This window comes from Streptomyces sp. NPDC002403 (genome assembly GCF_053593015.1).
The window spans coordinates 84010-100505 of record NZ_JBSFBQ010000027.1 but is presented as its reverse complement, the minus strand read 5'-3'; the positions used below and the strand labels follow the sequence as shown (position 1 = coordinate 100505).

Sequence of the window (16496 nt, the reverse complement as noted above, 5' to 3'; positions counted from 1 at the left end):
GACATAGCCTGCATTCGACGGGGCGGTCCTGGGAAATGCGGCCGCCTGCAGCCCCGCTCATCCCGCAGGAGCACCGTGGCAACTGGCCGAACTCACCGACCGGCGACCCGTAGCCGAGGAATTCCCGAGGCCACCGTCGCCCGACTTCCGCTGTACCTGCGCGCACTGACCGCGCTCTCCGAGCGCTCGGTACCCACGGTCTCGTCCGAGGAGCTCGCCGCGGCGGCGGGGGTCAACTCCGCCAAGCTGCGCAAGGACTTCAGCTACCTCGGGTCGTACGGGACGCGCGGTGTCGGGTACGACGTCGAGTATCTCGTGTACCAGATCTCCCGCGAACTCGGGCTCACCCAGGACTGGCCGGTCGTGATCGTCGGCATCGGTAACCTCGGCGCCGCGCTCGCCAACTACGGCGGCTTCGCCTCCCGCGGTTTCCGGGTCGCCGCGCTGATCGACGCCGACCCCGCGATGGCCGGAACGCCGGTCGCCGGGATCCCCGTCCAGCACGCCGACGAACTGGAGCAGATCGTCGGTGACAACGGCGTGTCGATCGGTGTCATCTCGACCCCGGCCGGTGCCGCGCAGCAGGTCTGCGACCGGCTCGTCGCCGCGGGTGTCACCTCCATCCTGAACTTCGCGCCGACCGTGCTGTCCGTGCCCGACGGCGTGGACGTCCGCAAGGTCGACCTCTCCATCGAACTCCAGATCCTCGCCTTCCACGAGCAGCGCAAGTCCGGCGAGGACACCACCGAGAGCACCCCGGACCCGGCCGCACCCCCGGTGCGCTCGGCCACCGGAAGCCGGAAGGGACCTGACGGGGACATGCCCGCCGTGATGCCGGCATGAGTCTTCTCGTCGTAGGGCTGAGCCACCGCAGCGCCCCCGTCTCCGTACTGGAGCGGGCCTCGCTGACTGCCGAGACACAGGCCAAACTGCTCCAGGACACCCTCGCCGCGGAGCCCGCGGTCGAGGCCGCCGTCCTGGCCACCTGCAACCGCATCGAGCTGTACGCCGACGTGGACAAGTTCCACGCGGGCGTCGCCGAGCTGTCCACGCTCCTCGCCCAGCACAGCGGCGTCGGTCTGGACGAGCTCACTCCGTATCTCTATGTGCACTACGAGGACCGGGCCGTCCACCACCTCTTCTCGGTGGCGTGCGGGCTGGACTCGATGGTCGTCGGCGAGGGCCAGATCCTCGGCCAGATCAAGGACGCGCTGGCGCTGGGGCAGGAGCTCCACACCGCGGGCCGGCTGCTGAACGACCTGTTCCAGCAGGCACTGCGGGTCGGCAAGCGCGCCCACAGCGAGACCGGGATCGACCGGGCCGGGCAGTCGCTCGTCACCTTCGGCCTGGAGCAGCTCGCGGCCGGTGCGGACGTCGCCGACTGGGCCGCGGGCAAGCGCGCCCTGGTGATCGGCGCGGGCTCGATGTCCTCGCTCGCCGCCGCCACCCTGGCCCGCACCGGTGTCGCCGAGATCGTCGTCGCCAACCGGACCCGGGCCCGTGCCGACCGGCTCGTCGAGATCCTGGCCCAGCCCGGAGGCACCGGCGTGGCCGCCCGGGCCGTGGAGATGGCCGCCGTCCGCGACGAACTGACACGTGCCGACGTCGTCGTCTCGTGCACCGGTGCGACCGGTCTCGTGCTGACCGCCGAGGCCGTCGCCGCGGCGCTCGGTCTGGACGTCGACGACGCCGCCGAGACGCCCGCCGCCGCGCCCGCGGTGCCCGCCCCCGCCGATGTCGACCGGCACGCCGTCTGGGTGGAGAACGGCAGCGCCGGAGCGGTGCGCCAGGCCGTCCGCCGGGCCACCGTGCCCGCGCAGGGCGCCGGCCCCGTGCGTCTGGCCCTGCTCGACCTCGCCATGCCGCGCGACATCGACGGCGGAGCGGCCCGGCTCGACGGGGTGCGCCTCGTCGACATCGAGTCGCTCGCGGAGGCGTCGGCGGACGCCCCGATGGCCGCGGACGTGGACCAGGTGCGCACCATCGTCTCCGACGAGGTCGCCGCCTTCGGCGCCGCCCAGCGCGCCGCCCACATCACCCCGACCGTCGTCGCGCTGCGCACGATGGCCGCCGGAGTGGTCGCGGGCGAGATCGCGCGGCTCGACGGACGCCTCCCCGACCTGGACGAGAAGCAGCGCGCCGAGATCTCGCAGACCGTGCGCCGCGTCGTCGACAAGCTCCTGCACGCGCCCACCGTGCGGGTCAAGCAGCTCGCCAGCGAGCCCGGCGGCGCCGGGTACGCCGATGCGCTGCGGGAACTCTTCGACCTCGACCCGCAGACGGTCGCAGCCGTCTCCCGGGCAGACCTGAACGACCCGAATCGAGGGCGGTCATGACCGACAACTCACCCCTGGGCGCGGGGGCCGACAAGCCGCTGAGGCTGGGCACCCGGCGCAGCAAGCTCGCCATGGCGCAGTCCGGCCACGTCGCCGACGCGGTCAGCGAGGTGACCGGGCGCGCCGTCGAGCTCGTCGAGATCACCACGTACGGCGACACCTCGCGGGAGCACCTCTCGCAGATCGGCGGCACCGGTGTGTTCGTCGCGGCGCTGCGCGACGCGCTGCTGCGGGGCGAGGTGGACTTCGCCGTCCACTCGCTCAAGGACCTGCCGACCGCGCAGCCCGAGGGCCTCGTGCTGGCCGCGGTGCCGGTGCGCGAGGACCCGCGCGACGTGCTGGTGGCGCGGGACGGGCTGACCTTCGAGCAGCTGCCGTCCGGTGCCCGCATCGGTACCGGTTCGCCGCGCCGCATGGCGCAGCTCAACGCGTACGCCCGTAACCACGGCCTCGACATAGAGACCGTGGCGATACGGGGGAACGTCGATACGCGTATCGGATTTGTCCGGAGCGGTGAGCTGGACGCGGTGGTACTCGCCGCGGCCGGGCTCAGCCGCCTCGGCCGGACCGGTGAGGTGACCGACTTCCTGTCGGTCGACACCGTTCTGCCCGCTCCCGGCCAGGGAGCACTGGCGATCGAGTGCGCTGCGAGCAGCGCCGACCTCGCCGCCGCGCTCGCCGAGCTCGACGACCCGTACACCCGGGTCGCCGTGACCGCCGAGCGTGCCCTGCTCGCCGCCCTGGAGGCCGGTTGCTCCGCACCTGTGGGTGCGTTGGCCGACCTCCTGGTCGACGGACAGGCTGTCAACGAACTGCGCCTGCGCGGTGTCGTCGGTTCCACCGACGGTTCCTCGCTGGTGCAGCTGTCCACCACCGGTCCCGTCCCCACGTCGCAGGACGACGCGGCGGCCCTCGGTCGCGAGCTCGCGGCCGAGATGCTTGCCAAGGGTGCGGCCGGTCTTATGGGGGAGCGAGCACTTTGAGCCCCACCGGCCCCGCCGCATCCGACTTTCCGGCCCTGTCCGCACAAGGGCACGTCACCTTCCTCGGCGCCGGTCCCGGCGACCCGGGACTGCTGACTCTGCGCGCCGTCGAGGCGCTTGCGAGCGCGGACGTCCTTGTCGCCGAGCCGGACGTCCTCGGTGTCGTTCGCTGCCATGCGCGGGCAAGCGTAAGCACACCCGAGCTGACGGTTGTTGACGCGCAGTCAGCAGCCGCCGGTGTTCCCGTTCTCAGGGATGCGGTCAATCTTGTCATGGAGGCGGTGAGGGGCGGCAGGCGGGTCGTCCGTGCCGTCGCGGGCGACCCGGGACTGGACGGCAACGCCGGTGCCGAGATGCTCGCCTGCGCCGCCGCCGGTATCCCCTTCGAGGTCGTGCCGGGCGTCGCCAATGTCGTGGGCGTGCCCGCGTACGCCGGTGTGCCGCTCCGTGACGAGCAGGGCGCGGACGTCAGGTTCGTGGACGCCCGTACCGCCTCCGACCGCTGCTGGACCGAGGTCGGCGCGAGCGATGCCACGGCCGTGGTCTCGACGACGCTCGACGCGGTGGCCGCGGCCGCCGGTGAGCTGGTCTCGGCGGGCCGCAAGCCCGACACCCCGCTGACCGTGACGGTCGCCGGTACGACGACCCGCCAGCGCACCTGGACGGCGACCCTCGGGACGATCGCCCAGGTCCTGAAGCAGGCGAAGGTCCTGCCGTCCCCGGAGGGGCACCGGCCCGTCATAGCCGTGGTCGGTGAGCGCAGCTCCGCCGCCCAGCGCGACCAGCTCGCGTGGTTCGAGTCCAAGCCGCTGTTCGGCTGGAAGGTGCTCGTGCCGCGTACGAAGGAGCAGGCCGCGTCGCTCTCCGACCAGCTTCGTTCCTACGGTGCCGTGCCGCACGAGGTTCCGACGATCGCCGTCGAGCCGCCCCGTACGCCCCAGCAGATGGAGCGTGCGGTCAAGGGCCTGGTCACGGGCCGCTACGAGTGGATCGCCTTCACCAGCGTCAATGCCGTGAAGGCCGTCCGGGAGAAGTTCGAGGAGTACGGGCTCGACGCCCGTGCCTTCGCCGGGATCAAGGTCGCGGCCGTCGGCGAGCAGACCGCCGCCGCGCTCGTCGACTTCGGTGTGAAGCCGGACCTGGTGCCGTCCGGTGAGCAGTCCGCCGCCGGGCTGCTGGAGGACTGGCCGCCCTACGATCCGGTCTTCGACCCGATCGACCGGGTCTTCCTGCCGCGCGCCGACATCGCCACCGAGACGCTGGTGGCCGGGCTCATCGAGCTGGGCTGGGAGGTCGACGACGTCACCGCGTACCGCACGGTCCGCGCCTCGCCGCCGCCCGCGGACACGCGTGAGGCGATCAAGGGCGGCGGTTTCGACGCGGTGCTCTTCACCTCGTCGTCGACCGTGCGGAACCTGGTCGGCATCGCGGGCAAGCCGCACAACGTGACCGTCATCGCGTGTATCGGCCCGGCGACGGCGAAGACCGCCGAGGAGCACGGTCTGCGCGTCGACGTCCTCTCCCCGGAGCCGTCGGTGCACAAGCTGGCCGAGGCGCTCGCGGAGTTCGGAGCCCGGCGCCGGGAGGCGGCGAAGGAGGCCGGCGATCCGGTGACGCGGCCGAGCGAGCGGCGTCCCGGTGCGCGGCGGCGTCGTACGACGACCTGAGTCGCGCCTTCGGGGTGTGTTTCAGAGTGTGTGAGGGGCCCGGTCGCTTCAGCGGCCGGGCTCCCGCCCGTTTCACGTCGTTTTCCCGGCACAGGTGTCGGCAAGACGGTGATGTGTACGGGTCTAGTCTCGAAGAATGACTGTGTACGGAAACTTCCCCGGCTCCCGCCCCCGGCGGCTGCGGACGACCCCGACGATGCGGCGGATGGTCGCCGAGACACGGCTCGATGCGGCGAATCTGATCCTGCCCGCGTTCGTGCGCGAAGGCATCGACGCCCCGGTCGCCATCTCGACCATGCCCGGCGTGCAGCAGCACACCCTGGACACCCTGCGGAAGGCCGCCGTCGAGGCGGTGTCGGCCGGGGTCTCGGGGATCATGCTCTTCGGCGTTCCCGAAGACGAGAAGAAGGACGGCCGGGGCACGGCGGGCACCGACCCGGACGGCATCCTCCAGGCCGGGCTCCGCGCGGTGCGCGCGGAGGTCGGTGACGATCTCGTCATCATGTCCGACCTGTGCCTGGACGAGTACACCGACCACGGCCACTGCGGTGTGCTGACCGAGGACGGCCGGGTCGACAACGACGCGACGTTGGAGCGGTACGCCGAGATGGCCCAGGTCCAGGCCGACGCGGGCGCCCATGTGGTGGGCCCCAGCGGCATGATGGACGGCCAGGTCGGTGTCGTTCGCGACGCGCTGGACCAGACCGGCCACGAGGACGTCTCGATCCTCGCCTACACCGTGAAGTACGCCTCCGCGTTCTACGGGCCGTTCCGCGAGGCGGTCGGCTCCTCGCTCAGGGGCGACCGCAGGACGTACCAGCAGGACCCGGCGAACGCCCGCGAGTCGCTGCGCGAGCTGGCGCTCGACCTCGAAGAGGGCGCCGACATGGTCATGGTCAAGCCGGCCGGTCCGTACCTCGACATCCTCGCGAAGGTCGCCGACTCGGTGGACGTGCCGGTCGCCGCGTACCAGATCAGCGGTGAGTACGCGATGATCGAGGCCGCCGCGGAGAAGGGCTGGATCGACCGGGACGCGGCCATTCTGGAGAGCCTGACCGGGATCCGGCGCGCGGGTGCGCAGATGATCCTGACGTACTGGGCGACGGAGGCCGCGCAGCGGCTGCGGCAGGCATAGGGCCTGTCCGCGTGTTGCGCGGCACCACCCGGTCGTTCGACGTTCGATGTGAGACATGACGGCGGTGCCGTCGTCGGGAGAAGTGAGCAAGCCGTGGCCATGGTGGGCCTGTTCTGGATCGCCGAGAGCGACGTGTACGTGGGTGCGAAGCCGTCCGGGCTGGAGCCCGGGGTGCGCCTGACCCCCGAGGGCGTGGTGGCCCTCGGCGACGGGCAGTCCGGCCTCCACCTGTGGGAGGACGTGCGGGCCCTCACGGTGAAGGACCTCCCCGTGAAGTCCCTGAAGCGCCAGGTCGGCGCGGTCAAGGACGTGGCTCTGGGCCTGGTGGTGAACCTGGTTCTGCCCATGGGGCCGGGCCGGGTGGACGAGGCCTCGGCGCTGATGACGGTGGGCGTGGAGTCGTCCGGCGGTGAGTACGAACTGGTGGCGTACGTCGCCGCGGCCATCGGTTACCCGCAGACCGAGATCGACCTCTCCCGCGCTCTCCTGGCCCGCCTCACGGAGGGCGCCGCGACGATGTCGACGACGCTGGCGGCGATGTCGGAGTGGGGCCGTGCGTCAGGGGGCGCGACGCCTCGGGCGACGGAGCGGGAGAGGCTGTTGCGGGAGTGGACGGGCACGCCCCGGGGCCTGTCCGGCTGATCACGGCCCGGGGCGGGCCCGGTCGGGGCCTGTCCGGGCCGGTCGGGCGCGGACAGGCCCCGGAGAAACCGGCTCGTCAGGCCCGCTTGGAGCGGCGGCGGGCCGCCACGGTCAGGCCGGCGCCCGCGGCGAGCACCACGACGGTGCCGATGGCCAGCGGGATGGTGCCGCTGCTGCCGGTCGAGGCCAGGTCGCCGTCCTTGCCGCCGGGCGTGCTCTGCGACGGGGCCGGGGTGGCCGGTGCGGACCCGGACGGGCTGTCGGACGGAGTGCCGCTCGCCGGCGGTGTGGCCGCCGGGGTGGACGGCGTGCCGGTCACCGGCGGGGTGGTGCCGGGAGTGCTGCCCGGGGTCGGCGTGGCCGGGGGCGGGGTCTCGCCGGTCTCCGGGAGGCAGCCGGTGAAGGGGAAGTGGTGCGTCTCCGCGCCGCCCGAGCCGTGCAGCGAGGCGACCCACACCGAGCCGTTGACCGGGGCGCCGGTGCCCAGCTCCAGGTGGGCTCCGGGGGCCAGTACGCTGCCGGGCCAGGCGGCCTGGCTGCTCTTGGTGACGGTGGTGGCCTCGGGGAAGTTCCACAGCAGACGGGCGCGGACCTTGCCGCCGGAGGCGCTCTGGAGCTTGTCGTCCAGTACGTAGCCCTGGCCGCCGGAGAGGAAGAAGCCGGTGGTGCCGGCCTTGGCCATGTCGTAGGTCTTGCCGCTGACGTTGACGACCGCGGTGGCGCCGGCGGGGACCTTGAGGTAGATGTCCTTGGCCTTCTCCAGCTGATCGGCCGTCACCTCGAAGATGTTGCGGGTGGTGTTCCCGCCCTCCAGGGTGAGCTTGCTGCCGGTCAGCTCAACCTCGGTGCCGGAGGTCGCGGGTTCCTTCGCCAGTGCGGAGGAGTAGGCCCGGAGCTTGGTGAACTCGGCGTCGAAGTCGATCAGTTGCGCGTTCTGGCTGAAGGTGCCGGAGTGCATTTCGAGGGCGCGGTCGCTGACCTTGCCGCCGACGACCGCGTTGCCCTTCATCACCGCGGTGACCGAGCCGCCGTTGAGCAGGTCGCCCCGGACGACGAGCGAGGCCCGGCCGGGCAGGGCGTCGACCTCGGCGGCCGACAGTTCGTTGGCGGCACTGAAGCCGCCGCGGAAGTCGGCGTTGCCGCCGACGGCGACGGCGCCTTCCGCGTCGGGGGTGTGGACATCGTCACCGAGGACGAACTCGCCGTACTTTCCGGCGATTCCGAAGGCGTCGGTGGTGCAGCCCGCCGTGTCGGCGGCGGGCGTGGCCTGTGCGGCGGGGACGGCGGTGAGGCCGAGGACGAGGGCTCCGCCGAGTACTGCGGACGCGGTGGCGGCGGTTGCGGATATGCGCATGGGACGTGTTTCTCCAGCGGAGGTGCTTGTAAAGGTTCCGTGGCGGCTTGGGCCCATACTCTTCACACAATAAGATATTGGTCAAGACCAATGCGCAGAGTGCTGCTTCGTCCGGTTGCCGGTTCGGTCCCGTGCCGCTGTCGGTTCTTGGCCCCCATGCCGTGGTCGGTTCCGCCCCCACGCCGTTGTCAGCCCCTGGTCCGTGGGCCTGCTTCCCCCGTGACGTAGGCGTTCCAGATCCGGAGCGGGAAGACATTGCCGCGTCCCGAATCGGGCCCGCCCACCCCCTGCATCCCCAGCAGTTGAGGGGTGCCCGGCTTGTTGCGGAACATCGTGACGGCCGTGGTCAGCCCTTCGGTGTGGCCGATGAACCAGGCCGACTTCATCCGGTCGTCCTCGCCGGTCGCGCCCGCCGAGAGGTCGCCGGCGGCCCTGGTCCTGGCGAACGTGCCGAACTTCCCGTCCTGACCCAGCCGCGTCCAGGCCACCATCCCCAGGGTGTTGTTCACATCGTTGGCCACCGAGGCGTCCATCGCGCGCCGCGGCTCGGGCTTTCCGAAGCCCTCGACCGTCTCGCCGTCCCGGGTCATCCCGGTCACCGAGTAGGGGTCGGCCCTCATGCCGTCGTTGCTGAAGGCGGTGTATGCGTCCGCCATCCTGACCGCGCTGGGTGTGGACGTGCCGAGGGGAAAGGACTTGTCCAGACGGGCCAGGCTCTCCTGGTGCAGCCCGGCCGACACCGCCAGTTCCTTCACCTTCTTCAGCCCGATGTCCTTGCCGAGCAGGGTGAAGGTGGCGTTGGACGACTTGATCAGCGCGTCGCGCAGGGGCGTCGGCGCCGTGACCATCACCCGGCCGGGACCGGAACCCGACGGGGCGGGAAACGCCGTGTACGGGCCGTCCTTGATCAGGCGCCCCCCGCTGTCGTAGCCGCTGTCCAGGGTGATCCCGTCGCCGTGCTGAAGGGCCGCGGCCAGTACGAAGGGCTTGAAGGCCGAGCCGACGGGGACGCCCGCGGTGTCGGCGTTGTTGGCGAAGTGGGTGACCGCGTCGGCTCCGCCGTACACCGCGACCACGGCCCCGTCGGCCCGCAGGGACGCCGCGCCGACCTCGACGTACTTGTCCTCGGAGCGCTTCTCGGGGTCGAGGTCGCGCTCGCGCACACTGCGCACGGCCCGCTCCAACTGCCCCACCCTGGCCTTGTCGAAGGTGGTGTGCACCCGGTAGCCGCCCCGGAAGAGGTCCTTGTCGGTGAGGCCCGAGCGCTTCTTGATGTACTTGTTGGCGATGTCGACGAGATAGCCGGTCTGGCCGCCGAGGCTGGTCGGCTTCGCGGCCGGCTTCGGCTCGGGGAACGTCTGGTACGCGGCCCGCTCGGCCTTCGTCATCGTCCCGGTCTCCACCTGCCGGTCGAGGATCCACTCCCAGCGGTCGACGGCGCGTTCGTGGTTGCCCCTGCCGCCCGCGGGGTCGTACTGCTCCGCCCCCTTGAGCAGGGAGGCGAGCAGCGCCGCCTGGCTGGGGTCGAGGTCCTTGGCGGGGATTCCGTAGTACGCGTTCGCCGCTGCCTGGATGCCGTAGGCGCCGCGGCCGAACCAGCTGGTGTTCAGATACCCCTGGAGGATCTCCTTCTTGCCCTGCTTGTTGCTCAGCTTCAGCGAGATGAAGAACTCCTTGAACTTCCGGGTGGCCGACTGCTCCTGGCTGAGATAGGTGTTCTTCACGTACTGCTGGGTGATGGTGGAGCCGCCCTGGGTCTCACCGCCCTTGACCATGCTCACGGCCGCGCGGGCGATGCCCGTCGCCGATACCCCCGGGTCGGAGTAGAAGGTCTCGTTCTCGGCGGCGATGACCGCGTTCTCCACCGAATCGGGTATGTCGGCGAGCGTGACGTTCTGCCGGTTGACCGCGCCCACGCTCACCAACTGGCTGCCGTCCGCCCAGTAGTAGACGGTGCCCTGCCTGCGCGCCTCGTCGTTCTCGTTCGGGATGTCGACGGACGCGTACACCACGGCGAAGAGGCCGGCCAGCGCGACGAGTCCGAGCAGGACCCCGCTCAGCACCTGCCGCCACGAAGGGACCCAGCGGCGCCAAGTGCGCTTCCCCTGGCGGGGGTAGTCGATGCCGAGTCCGCGATGGCGGATCGCGCGGATGGGGCGGATGGGGCTTCGGGCCATGCTCCAGCTCCTCGTTCACCGTCCCGTACCGGTGGCGCGGGGCTTGTGAGAGAGGATGTTCCGGATCGCGATCGGGTTGTCTCGAAGCTCGTCCGGCACGAGCGGTGAACGCGTACCGGACGGCCCTTCCGGAGGAACAGTCCGTGATACCCGACTTTGTCGGCGGGTGCCGCGACCGGGCGTGGCACCGGGCGCGCTCAGGCGAGGCCCGCCTCTTTCGGAGCGGACCTCGCGCATGGGCGGTGTTCCGCCGCTGGAAGGCTCGGGGCCCGTTGGTCGGGCCCGTTGCGCAGGGCCTCTTGATCAGGGCCAGTTGATCAGGGCCATGAAGGCGACCCAGGTGAAGAACACGGTGGCCGGTGCGGCCACGGCGAGGCCGATCGCGGTCGGCGGCCTGCGCCTGGTGAGCACCCAGCTCGCCACCAGGATGACCAGGGACAGCAGCAGGCCGCAGCAGGTCACCGCCCACGCCGGGCCGAAACTGGCGTCGAAGCGGTGGGCATCCGCCTCCGAGCAGGAGTCGCAGGCCATCGGCGAGAGCATGCTGTACACCAGGGCGAAGAACGCGAGCGGGAGCGTGACGACCGTGGAGATCAGCGAGGCGACCCAGGTGTGCCGGGGGCTGCCGGAGGTCTCGGCGGTGTCGAGCGTGTCGTCCATGACGTTGTCGGGCATGCGTGCGATTCAACCCGGCGCTCCGGTACGGCACATGAGTTGCCGTACCTAGGAGCTCCGGCTCGGGTCAGTCCCACCAGAAGGACCAGGTCTCCTGGTCCAGCACCATCTTCTCGGCGTAGACGTCCAGATCGTACGGCGGGTTCTGTTCGATGTTGTCCGGGCAGAAAGCGAAGTGCTCGGCGGCGACCGCGCGGGCCTCGGGAAGGGTGGTGGGCGGGCGCCCGACCGAGACGGTCAGGGTGTCGAAGCCCAGCACCACGACCCGTATGCCGAAGCGGTCCTCCCAGGAGCGGAGCACGGCGCTGAGCCGGGCCGTGTCGTCCTCGTAGTTGACCGGGCCGGACCAGCCGATCGCCGCCGGTATGTCCGCGCTGCGCCGGGCCGGGACGAGCGCCAGCCGTGAGCCGGGGTACCAGCCGTCCGGGCCGACGCACTCCTCGGCGATCGCGGCCGCCAGGTCGTCGGGGGTGTCCTGCCCCTCGGCGGCGGGGACGGGGGCCAGGCCCGGCCAGTCGCCCTCGGCGGCGTCGAGCTCCTCGGGGGCGCAGTCCTCCCAGTACTCGCTGAGCACCTCCTCGGCGTCGTGATCGCCGGGGTACGACGTGCTGTCCGGGATCAGGTCCCAGGTGTCGGGCCACTGGTCACGTCTGCCGCCGTCGATCAGCACGGGGAGCAGGCCGACCGCCCGCCCGGCCGCGCGCAGCGTACGCCATGTGCCATGGGTGGCGGGCTCGTCGGCGCACCAGAGCAGCGGCTCGTGCCAGGTGCCGTCGATCGTGGCGTCCACCAGTGAGCCGGGCGGGAGTTGGAGCCCTGACGTGGCCAGGGACGGGAGCGGGTTCGGGAGCGTCGCCATGACCAAACTGTAGGCCCGGCCACTGACAGACCGGCCGGGCCCTGCGGTTCGGCTACGGGTGTGCGCGAACCACGACGAACGCGGTGGGCGCCGTGGTGCCGTCGGGCAGCGGCGCGGGCGCGGTGACGTGGCCGAGCGACTGGCTGTCGGTGATCTGTCCGGGCTGGAGCACGCGGTGGACGCGGAGGGTGAGTTCGCGTCCTTCGGGTGCCGTCGAGACCAGGATGTCCGTGCCGTCCGGGCTGTCGGTGGCGGTGGAGGAAGCGAGCTCCGCCGTGATGCCGGGTTCGTCGAGCCGGGCGGTGACGGACGGGTCCGGGGTGTCGCTCGTGCTCTGCATCTGCGGCTCGGCCTCGCCGGCGACGAGCGCGAGGAGCTGGGCCACGACGACCGGGTCGTGCGCCCCGTCGTACACCCAGCGCTGCCCCAGTACGCCGTGCTCGGTCGTGCCGATGAGTGCGTCGTCGGCGCCCGCGAGCGGTGCGCCGCGGTAGCTGAACAGCACCTGGTACGTGGTCTGTTGGGCCCCCGAGGTGTCGGTGACCACCATGAACTCGATCCCGACCTCGCCCTTCGGGTCGTCCAGGCGGAATCCGCCGGTCCGGGCCGGCTCGGGCTGCTGCCCCGTGCCCCGGTACCAGGGCTGTGCGGGCAGCCAGGTGGTGAGGAGTTCCAGCTTGGTGGGCGTCAGGGTGGTGCGGTGGATGACAGCCATGGCGGTGGGATTCCTCCGGTGGGCTCAGGCGGTTCGCCGGTCGGCGGCGAAACCGGCGAAGGCCGTCCAGGTGGTGGGGGCGACGGTGAGGACGGGGCCGTCGGGGTTCTTGGAGTCGCGGATGTGGATGGCGGCGGGGTGGGCGGCGATCTCGACGCACTGCCCGCCTTCGCTGCCGCTGTGGCTCGACTTCTGCCATTCGTAGGCGACTTCGAGGCAGGCGCCGCCTTCGCTGCCGCTGTAGCTCGACTTGCGCCATTCGTAGGCGACTTCGAGGCACTGCCCGCCCTCGTCGCCGCTGTAGCTGGACTTGAACCACTTACGTGCAGTGCTCATTGCTCTCCCAGCAGACGGTCCAGCAGGCCCACGGTGTCTTCCGGGCTGAGGGCCTGGGCTCGCAGCATCGCATATTTCTGGGCGAGGATGCTGACCTCGTCGGGGTCGGAGACGAGCAGGCTGCCGCGCTGGGTCTCGGAGTACGCGACGCGCTGGAAGTCCGGGGTTTCCAGCAGGATGAAAGGGCCGTCCAGCCCGGCGTGGGTGCGGTGGCTCAGTTGGAGGACCTGGAGGCAGATGCCGGGGAGCGCGGCGCAGGTCCGCAGGTGGTTCAGCTGCTCCGCGTGCCGGTCGTCGTCGAGGAGTTGGAGCATCAGGATCGGTTCCCAGACGACGAAGCTGATGGTCGGGGGCGATGGCCGATGAAGGATTTCCTGGCGCTTCAGGCGGGATCTCGTCTGGAGCGCCACCTTCTCCTCGCTGAAGGCAGGGACCCTGTTGCGGAACACGGCCTCGGCGTAGTGGTCCGTCTGGAGGAGGCCCGGTACGACCTGGTTGTCGTACCAGGACAGTGCCAGGGCCTCCCGCTCCAGCTCCAAGTATTCCTCCGCCCAGGCCGGGATCAGATCGATCTCCGGCATGTGTGCCACTGCCTCCGCCAACGCTCCTTTGGTCTCCAGCAGTTGGTCCAGCGTGGCGGCCAGACTGGGCAGTAGCGCCCGTCTGCCCTGTTCGATGGAGGCGATCGTCTCCACCTGGTGGCCCACCAGTTCGGCGAGTCGGGTCTGGGTCAGACCGGCCGCCGTGCGGAAGACGGCGACCAGTTTGCCCACGAGTTTCATTGCCGACGCGTTCTTGCGCTTCCGCTTTCCGGGGTGCATACGGAGCGAACTTCCACGTGCGTGCTCGCGTCACGCGCGCACGACCCGTACAAGAAATCTGTACGGGTTCGAGCCCGGTCGGTGCAGGGGGCTTCAGTCCTCGGGGGCGCTGGACCCGGCGGCTTCCCGGACCGTCGCGTCCGGGTCCTGGGCGAGGCGGTGGAGGAGTTCCTCGGCGGCCGGGCTCGACCAGTTCTCGACGGCCCACACGAGGGCCCTGCGGACCTTCGGGTCGGGGTGGTCCGCGAGGTGGGCCAGTTGGTCGACCGGTCCGCGTCGGCGCATCGCGAACCAGTGGAGCGCCTGGACGAGCTGTTCGGGGTCGCCGGGGCTGCCCGCCGCGGCGATTTGGCGCAGGAGGACCGCGGAGGCGGGGGGAGGGCCGTCGAGGGGGTGCGGGCGGCGTTGCCGCAGGCGCTGAGAGCCGTACTCGCCGCGTACCCGGCAGCCGAAGCAGGTGCAGGGCACCTTGCCGTTCGAGCCGGGGAAGTACCGCCAGCCGGTGACCTGGCCGACCGCGCGGATGCGGTGCACCTCGCGCCGGGTGACGGGCCGGGGGACGAACACCTCCCAGCCGCGCGGGTCGGGCAGGGCGGCGACCCGGCGCACGGCTTCGGCGGCCGTGACGGTCGCGGGGGCGTGGCTGTAGCGGCCCAGGGTGACGGGTTCGTCGTCCGGCAGACGGATGTGCACGGCTACGAGTCCGCGCGGGCCGCTGCGTCTGGACAGTTCGCGCAGCCACTGGTGGGTGAGGGTGTACGAGGGGAGGACGGGGAAGCAGTAGAGGCCCCGTGGCAGTGAGGCGTCACGGCCGTGGCTGACGGCCCGTATTCCGGAACGGCGTACGCGCGCCGCGTTCGCCGAGGGTGTCAGGTGCACGAACATCGCCATGGGGCCGATGCTAGGGCCTGTTCCCGGGCCCCGGCCGGAGGTTTCAGTCGCTGAGGGCCAGCCGGATGCCGAAGGCGGCGATGACGGTCCCGGTGATCCGGTCGAGCAGGAGGCGGGCCCGGGGCCTGCGGAGCCAGCCGTGCAGGACACGGGCGAAGCCGATGAGGGCGGCCGACCACACCAGCCCCAGGAGGATGTGGACGGTGGTGAGCAGCAGGCCCATGGCGAAGTGGTTGGCGCCTGCGGGGATGAACTGGGGCAGGACGGCGACGTAGAAGGCGCCCATCTTGGGGTTGAGGAGGTTGGTGAGGGTGCCTTGCCGCCAGCCGCCGTGTAGCGAGTCCGTACCGGAGAGGAGCGCGGCGTCGGCCGTGTCGGGGGCGGGACGACGGCCCCGGAAGGTGTCCCGGAGCATGCGGGCGCCCAGCCAGACCAGGTAGGCGGCGCCGGCCCAGCGCAGGGCCGTGTAGGCGAGGTGGGAGGCGGTGAGGAGCGCGGTCACGCCGAGGGAGGTGAGCGCACCCCACAGCAGGGTGCCGGTCTGGATTCCGAGGACGACGCCCCAGGCTCTTCTGCGCCGGCCGAGGGCCGAGGTCCGCAGGATCAGAGCGGTGTCGAGTCCGGGGGTCAGGGTGAGCAGCCCCACAACCAGGGCGAAGGACCACAGAGCGGTGCTTATAACCATGGAAGGCCAGCTTACGTCAGTCGGCCGGGGCCGCTGTGCCGCGGGGTCCGGACCGCGCTGGACCGTCGGGTCCCGGGACGCAGCAGGGCCCCGGGGACCGGCCGGTGGCGGCTGGTTCCCGGGGTGCTCCTCCAGGGGTGGCTCCCCGACGAGGGTCACGAGGGCCACGAGGACTACGAGGGGTGACCGGCGGGTCAGTACGTGAGGGCGAGGTCCATTTCGCTCTGCCAGTAGGTGACGAAGCCGTTGTCGCCCCAGGAGGTGCCGGCGGGGAGCGTCAGCTCGGCCGGGGCGCCCGTGGAGCCCTGGTTGGCCTTGTTGGTGAAGTACACCCCGAGGTGGGCGCTCTTGTGCAGGTCCTGTCCGTCGGACTCGCCGAACAGGCCGATCGAGGCGTAGGCGGACTGGCCCGGCTCAAGGGTGACCACGGCCTGCGGGATGCTGTCGCGGAGGACCGGGAAGGCGGCCTGGGCGTCGTCGAAGCGGAGCGCCGGCGCGTGGTACGCGTAGCAGGGCACGGAGCCGATGTTGGTCGCCGTGAGCAGCAGGTGGTTGATGGGGCGGCTCACCTTGGTGACGGTGACCTTGGTGTTCGAGCCGGTGCACGTGACGGGGGTCTTGCTGCCGGTGCTGCCGGCGCTGCTCTTCCCGCTCCGGCTGCCACCGGTGGAGCTCTTGGAGGTGGTGGAGGCGTTCTCGGCGGGGGCCTGGGCCTTGCCGCTGTCGGTCTTCTCGGCGTCCTTGGTGCCCCCGGCGTCCTTGGCGTCCTTGTCCGTGTCGGGGGTGGTGGCGGTGGCGTTCGCCGCCGGAGCCGCCGCGCCTGCCTTGCCGTCGTTCGCGTTGTCGTTGCCGCCGCAGGCGGTGAGCGAGAGGGCGGCCAGGAGGGCGGTCGCGGCGAGGGCGGTGGTGCGGATGTGGTTGCGCATGGTGGTGGTACTCCCCGTGTGTGGGCCGGTGGTGTCGGTCGGTCAGTTGTGGCAGATCAGGAGCATGACGATCGCGGTGGACACGATCACCACTCCGATGGCCACTGCGTCGATGAGCTCGATCCGGAAGTGGATTCGCACTGCGTTGTCCCGGTGGTCGCTGCGGTGTGTTCACAGATTGCGGGGCGGCGGATTCCGGCCGCAACGCCGAACAGCCCATTGGGGAAGCTGGAATGCCTGCGCGTACTGTGACCTGGGCAGATTCCACGTCCCTGGAACGGTGTTCCGGGACGA

Annotated in this window: 16 protein-coding genes; 6 read left to right on the top strand and 10 right to left on the bottom strand. The window is 71.3% G+C overall.

The annotated features are described in order from the left end of the window. Window positions 1–75 precede the first annotated feature (75 nt). The 6 genes from ACWCPY_RS26590 to ACWCPY_RS26565 all read left to right on the top strand — a co-directional run bounded on the left by ACWCPY_RS26590 (window position 76) and on the right by ACWCPY_RS26565 (window position 6763). Window positions 76–843 carry a redox-sensing transcriptional repressor Rex gene (locus ACWCPY_RS26590; RefSeq protein WP_451268983.1) on the top strand — a complete coding sequence of 256 codons (768 nt, stop codon included), beginning with the start codon at window positions 76–78 and terminating at the stop codon, window positions 841–843. Next, window positions 840–2336: a glutamyl-tRNA reductase gene (locus ACWCPY_RS26585; RefSeq protein ID WP_451268981.1), complete on the top strand. Its 1497-nt coding sequence runs from the start codon at window positions 840–842 to the stop codon at window positions 2334–2336. Before ACWCPY_RS26590 ends, ACWCPY_RS26585 begins: the two co-directional genes overlap by 4 nt. Beyond that, window positions 2333–3319, top strand: coding sequence for a hydroxymethylbilane synthase (gene hemC / locus ACWCPY_RS26580; protein ID WP_451268979.1), 987 nt, complete (start codon window positions 2333–2335; stop codon window positions 3317–3319). Before ACWCPY_RS26585 ends, hemC begins: the two co-directional genes overlap by 4 nt. Then, window positions 3316–4986, top strand: coding sequence for a uroporphyrinogen-III synthase (locus ACWCPY_RS26575; RefSeq protein ID WP_451268977.1), 1671 nt, complete (start codon window positions 3316–3318; stop codon window positions 4984–4986). The genes hemC and ACWCPY_RS26575 overlap by 4 nt, the downstream gene beginning before the upstream one ends. Before the next feature lie 136 nt (window positions 4987–5122). Continuing rightward, complete coding sequence (gene hemB / locus ACWCPY_RS26570; protein ID WP_451268975.1) at window positions 5123–6121, top strand: porphobilinogen synthase; 999 nt, start codon at window positions 5123–5125, stop codon at window positions 6119–6121. Between the two features lie 99 nt (window positions 6122–6220). Continuing rightward, window positions 6221–6763 carry a hypothetical protein gene (locus ACWCPY_RS26565; RefSeq protein ID WP_451269008.1) on the top strand — a complete coding sequence of 181 codons (543 nt, stop codon included), beginning with the start codon at window positions 6221–6223 and terminating at the stop codon, window positions 6761–6763. A 76-nt stretch (window positions 6764–6839) separates the two neighbouring features. Here ACWCPY_RS26565 and ACWCPY_RS26560 read toward each other — a convergent pair whose 3' ends face one another. From ACWCPY_RS26560 to ACWCPY_RS26515, 10 genes are all read right to left on the bottom strand, one after another. Continuing rightward, the gene (locus ACWCPY_RS26560; protein WP_451268973.1) at window positions 6840–8117 is read right to left on the bottom strand and encodes a choice-of-anchor A family protein; all 1278 of its coding nucleotides are present in this window, start codon (window positions 8115–8117) and stop codon (window positions 6840–6842) included. Between the two features lie 188 nt (window positions 8118–8305). Further along, window positions 8306–10294, bottom strand: coding sequence for a transglycosylase domain-containing protein (locus ACWCPY_RS26555; protein WP_451268971.1), 1989 nt, complete (start codon window positions 10292–10294; stop codon window positions 8306–8308). 303 nt (window positions 10295–10597) lie between these two features. Continuing rightward, on the bottom strand, window positions 10598–10969 hold the full coding sequence (locus tag ACWCPY_RS26550; protein ID WP_451268969.1) for a DUF983 domain-containing protein: 372 nt from the start codon (window positions 10967–10969) through the stop codon (window positions 10598–10600). A 67-nt stretch (window positions 10970–11036) separates the two neighbouring features. Further along, on the bottom strand, window positions 11037–11828 hold the full coding sequence (locus ACWCPY_RS26545; RefSeq protein ID WP_451268967.1) for a DUF4253 domain-containing protein: 792 nt from the start codon (window positions 11826–11828) through the stop codon (window positions 11037–11039). Between the two features lie 52 nt (window positions 11829–11880). Then, window positions 11881–12543: a maltokinase N-terminal cap-like domain-containing protein gene (locus ACWCPY_RS26540; RefSeq protein ID WP_451268965.1), complete on the bottom strand. Its 663-nt coding sequence runs from the start codon at window positions 12541–12543 to the stop codon at window positions 11881–11883. Between the two features lie 24 nt (window positions 12544–12567). After that, the gene (locus tag ACWCPY_RS26535) at window positions 12568–12879 is read right to left on the bottom strand and encodes a DUF397 domain-containing protein (RefSeq protein WP_451268963.1); all 312 of its coding nucleotides are present in this window, start codon (window positions 12877–12879) and stop codon (window positions 12568–12570) included. Next, on the bottom strand, window positions 12876–13661 hold the full coding sequence (locus ACWCPY_RS26530; protein WP_451268961.1) for a helix-turn-helix domain-containing protein: 786 nt from the start codon (window positions 13659–13661) through the stop codon (window positions 12876–12878). Before ACWCPY_RS26530 ends, ACWCPY_RS26535 begins: the two co-directional genes overlap by 4 nt. A gap of 132 nt (window positions 13662–13793) precedes the next feature. Further along, complete coding sequence (locus ACWCPY_RS26525) at window positions 13794–14591, bottom strand: HEAT repeat domain-containing protein (RefSeq protein WP_451268959.1); 798 nt, start codon at window positions 14589–14591, stop codon at window positions 13794–13796. A 43-nt stretch (window positions 14592–14634) separates the two neighbouring features. Further along, the gene (locus tag ACWCPY_RS26520) at window positions 14635–15276 is read right to left on the bottom strand and encodes a LysE family translocator (protein WP_451268957.1); all 642 of its coding nucleotides are present in this window, start codon (window positions 15274–15276) and stop codon (window positions 14635–14637) included. A gap of 194 nt (window positions 15277–15470) precedes the next feature. Then, entirely contained in the window at window positions 15471–16202 is a 732-nt protein-coding gene (locus tag ACWCPY_RS26515; RefSeq protein WP_451268955.1) for a DUF4232 domain-containing protein, read from the bottom strand. Window positions 16203–16496: the final 294 nt, after the last annotated feature.

Coding starts and splice junctions, on each gene's coding strand:
- ACWCPY_RS26525 (WP_451268959.1), bottom strand. CDS start 14,591: ATGGCGATGTTCGTGCACCTGACACCCTCGGCGAACGCGGCGCGCGTA.
- hemB (WP_451268975.1), top strand. CDS start 5,123: ATGACTGTGTACGGAAACTTCCCCGGCTCCCGCCCCCGGCGGCTGCGG.
- ACWCPY_RS26565 (WP_451269008.1), top strand. CDS start 6,221: ATGGTGGGCCTGTTCTGGATCGCCGAGAGCGACGTGTACGTGGGTGCG.
- ACWCPY_RS26535 (WP_451268963.1), bottom strand. CDS start 12,879: ATGAGCACTGCACGTAAGTGGTTCAAGTCCAGCTACAGCGGCGACGAG.
- ACWCPY_RS26555 (WP_451268971.1), bottom strand. CDS start 10,294: ATGGCCCGAAGCCCCATCCGCCCCATCCGCGCGATCCGCCATCGCGGA.
- ACWCPY_RS26560 (WP_451268973.1), bottom strand. CDS start 8,117: ATGCGCATATCCGCAACCGCCGCCACCGCGTCCGCAGTACTCGGCGGA.
- ACWCPY_RS26515 (WP_451268955.1), bottom strand. CDS start 16,202: ATGCGCAACCACATCCGCACCACCGCCCTCGCCGCGACCGCCCTCCTG.
- ACWCPY_RS26550 (WP_451268969.1), bottom strand. CDS start 10,969: ATGCCCGACAACGTCATGGACGACACGCTCGACACCGCCGAGACCTCC.
- ACWCPY_RS26530 (WP_451268961.1), bottom strand. CDS start 13,661: ATGAAACTCGTGGGCAAACTGGTCGCCGTCTTCCGCACGGCGGCCGGT.
- ACWCPY_RS26520 (WP_451268957.1), bottom strand. CDS start 15,276: ATGGTTATAAGCACCGCTCTGTGGTCCTTCGCCCTGGTTGTGGGGCTG.
- ACWCPY_RS26585 (WP_451268981.1), top strand. CDS start 840: ATGAGTCTTCTCGTCGTAGGGCTGAGCCACCGCAGCGCCCCCGTCTCC.
- hemC (WP_451268979.1), top strand. CDS start 2,333: ATGACCGACAACTCACCCCTGGGCGCGGGGGCCGACAAGCCGCTGAGG.
- ACWCPY_RS26540 (WP_451268965.1), bottom strand. CDS start 12,543: ATGGCTGTCATCCACCGCACCACCCTGACGCCCACCAAGCTGGAACTC.
- ACWCPY_RS26545 (WP_451268967.1), bottom strand. CDS start 11,828: ATGGCGACGCTCCCGAACCCGCTCCCGTCCCTGGCCACGTCAGGGCTC.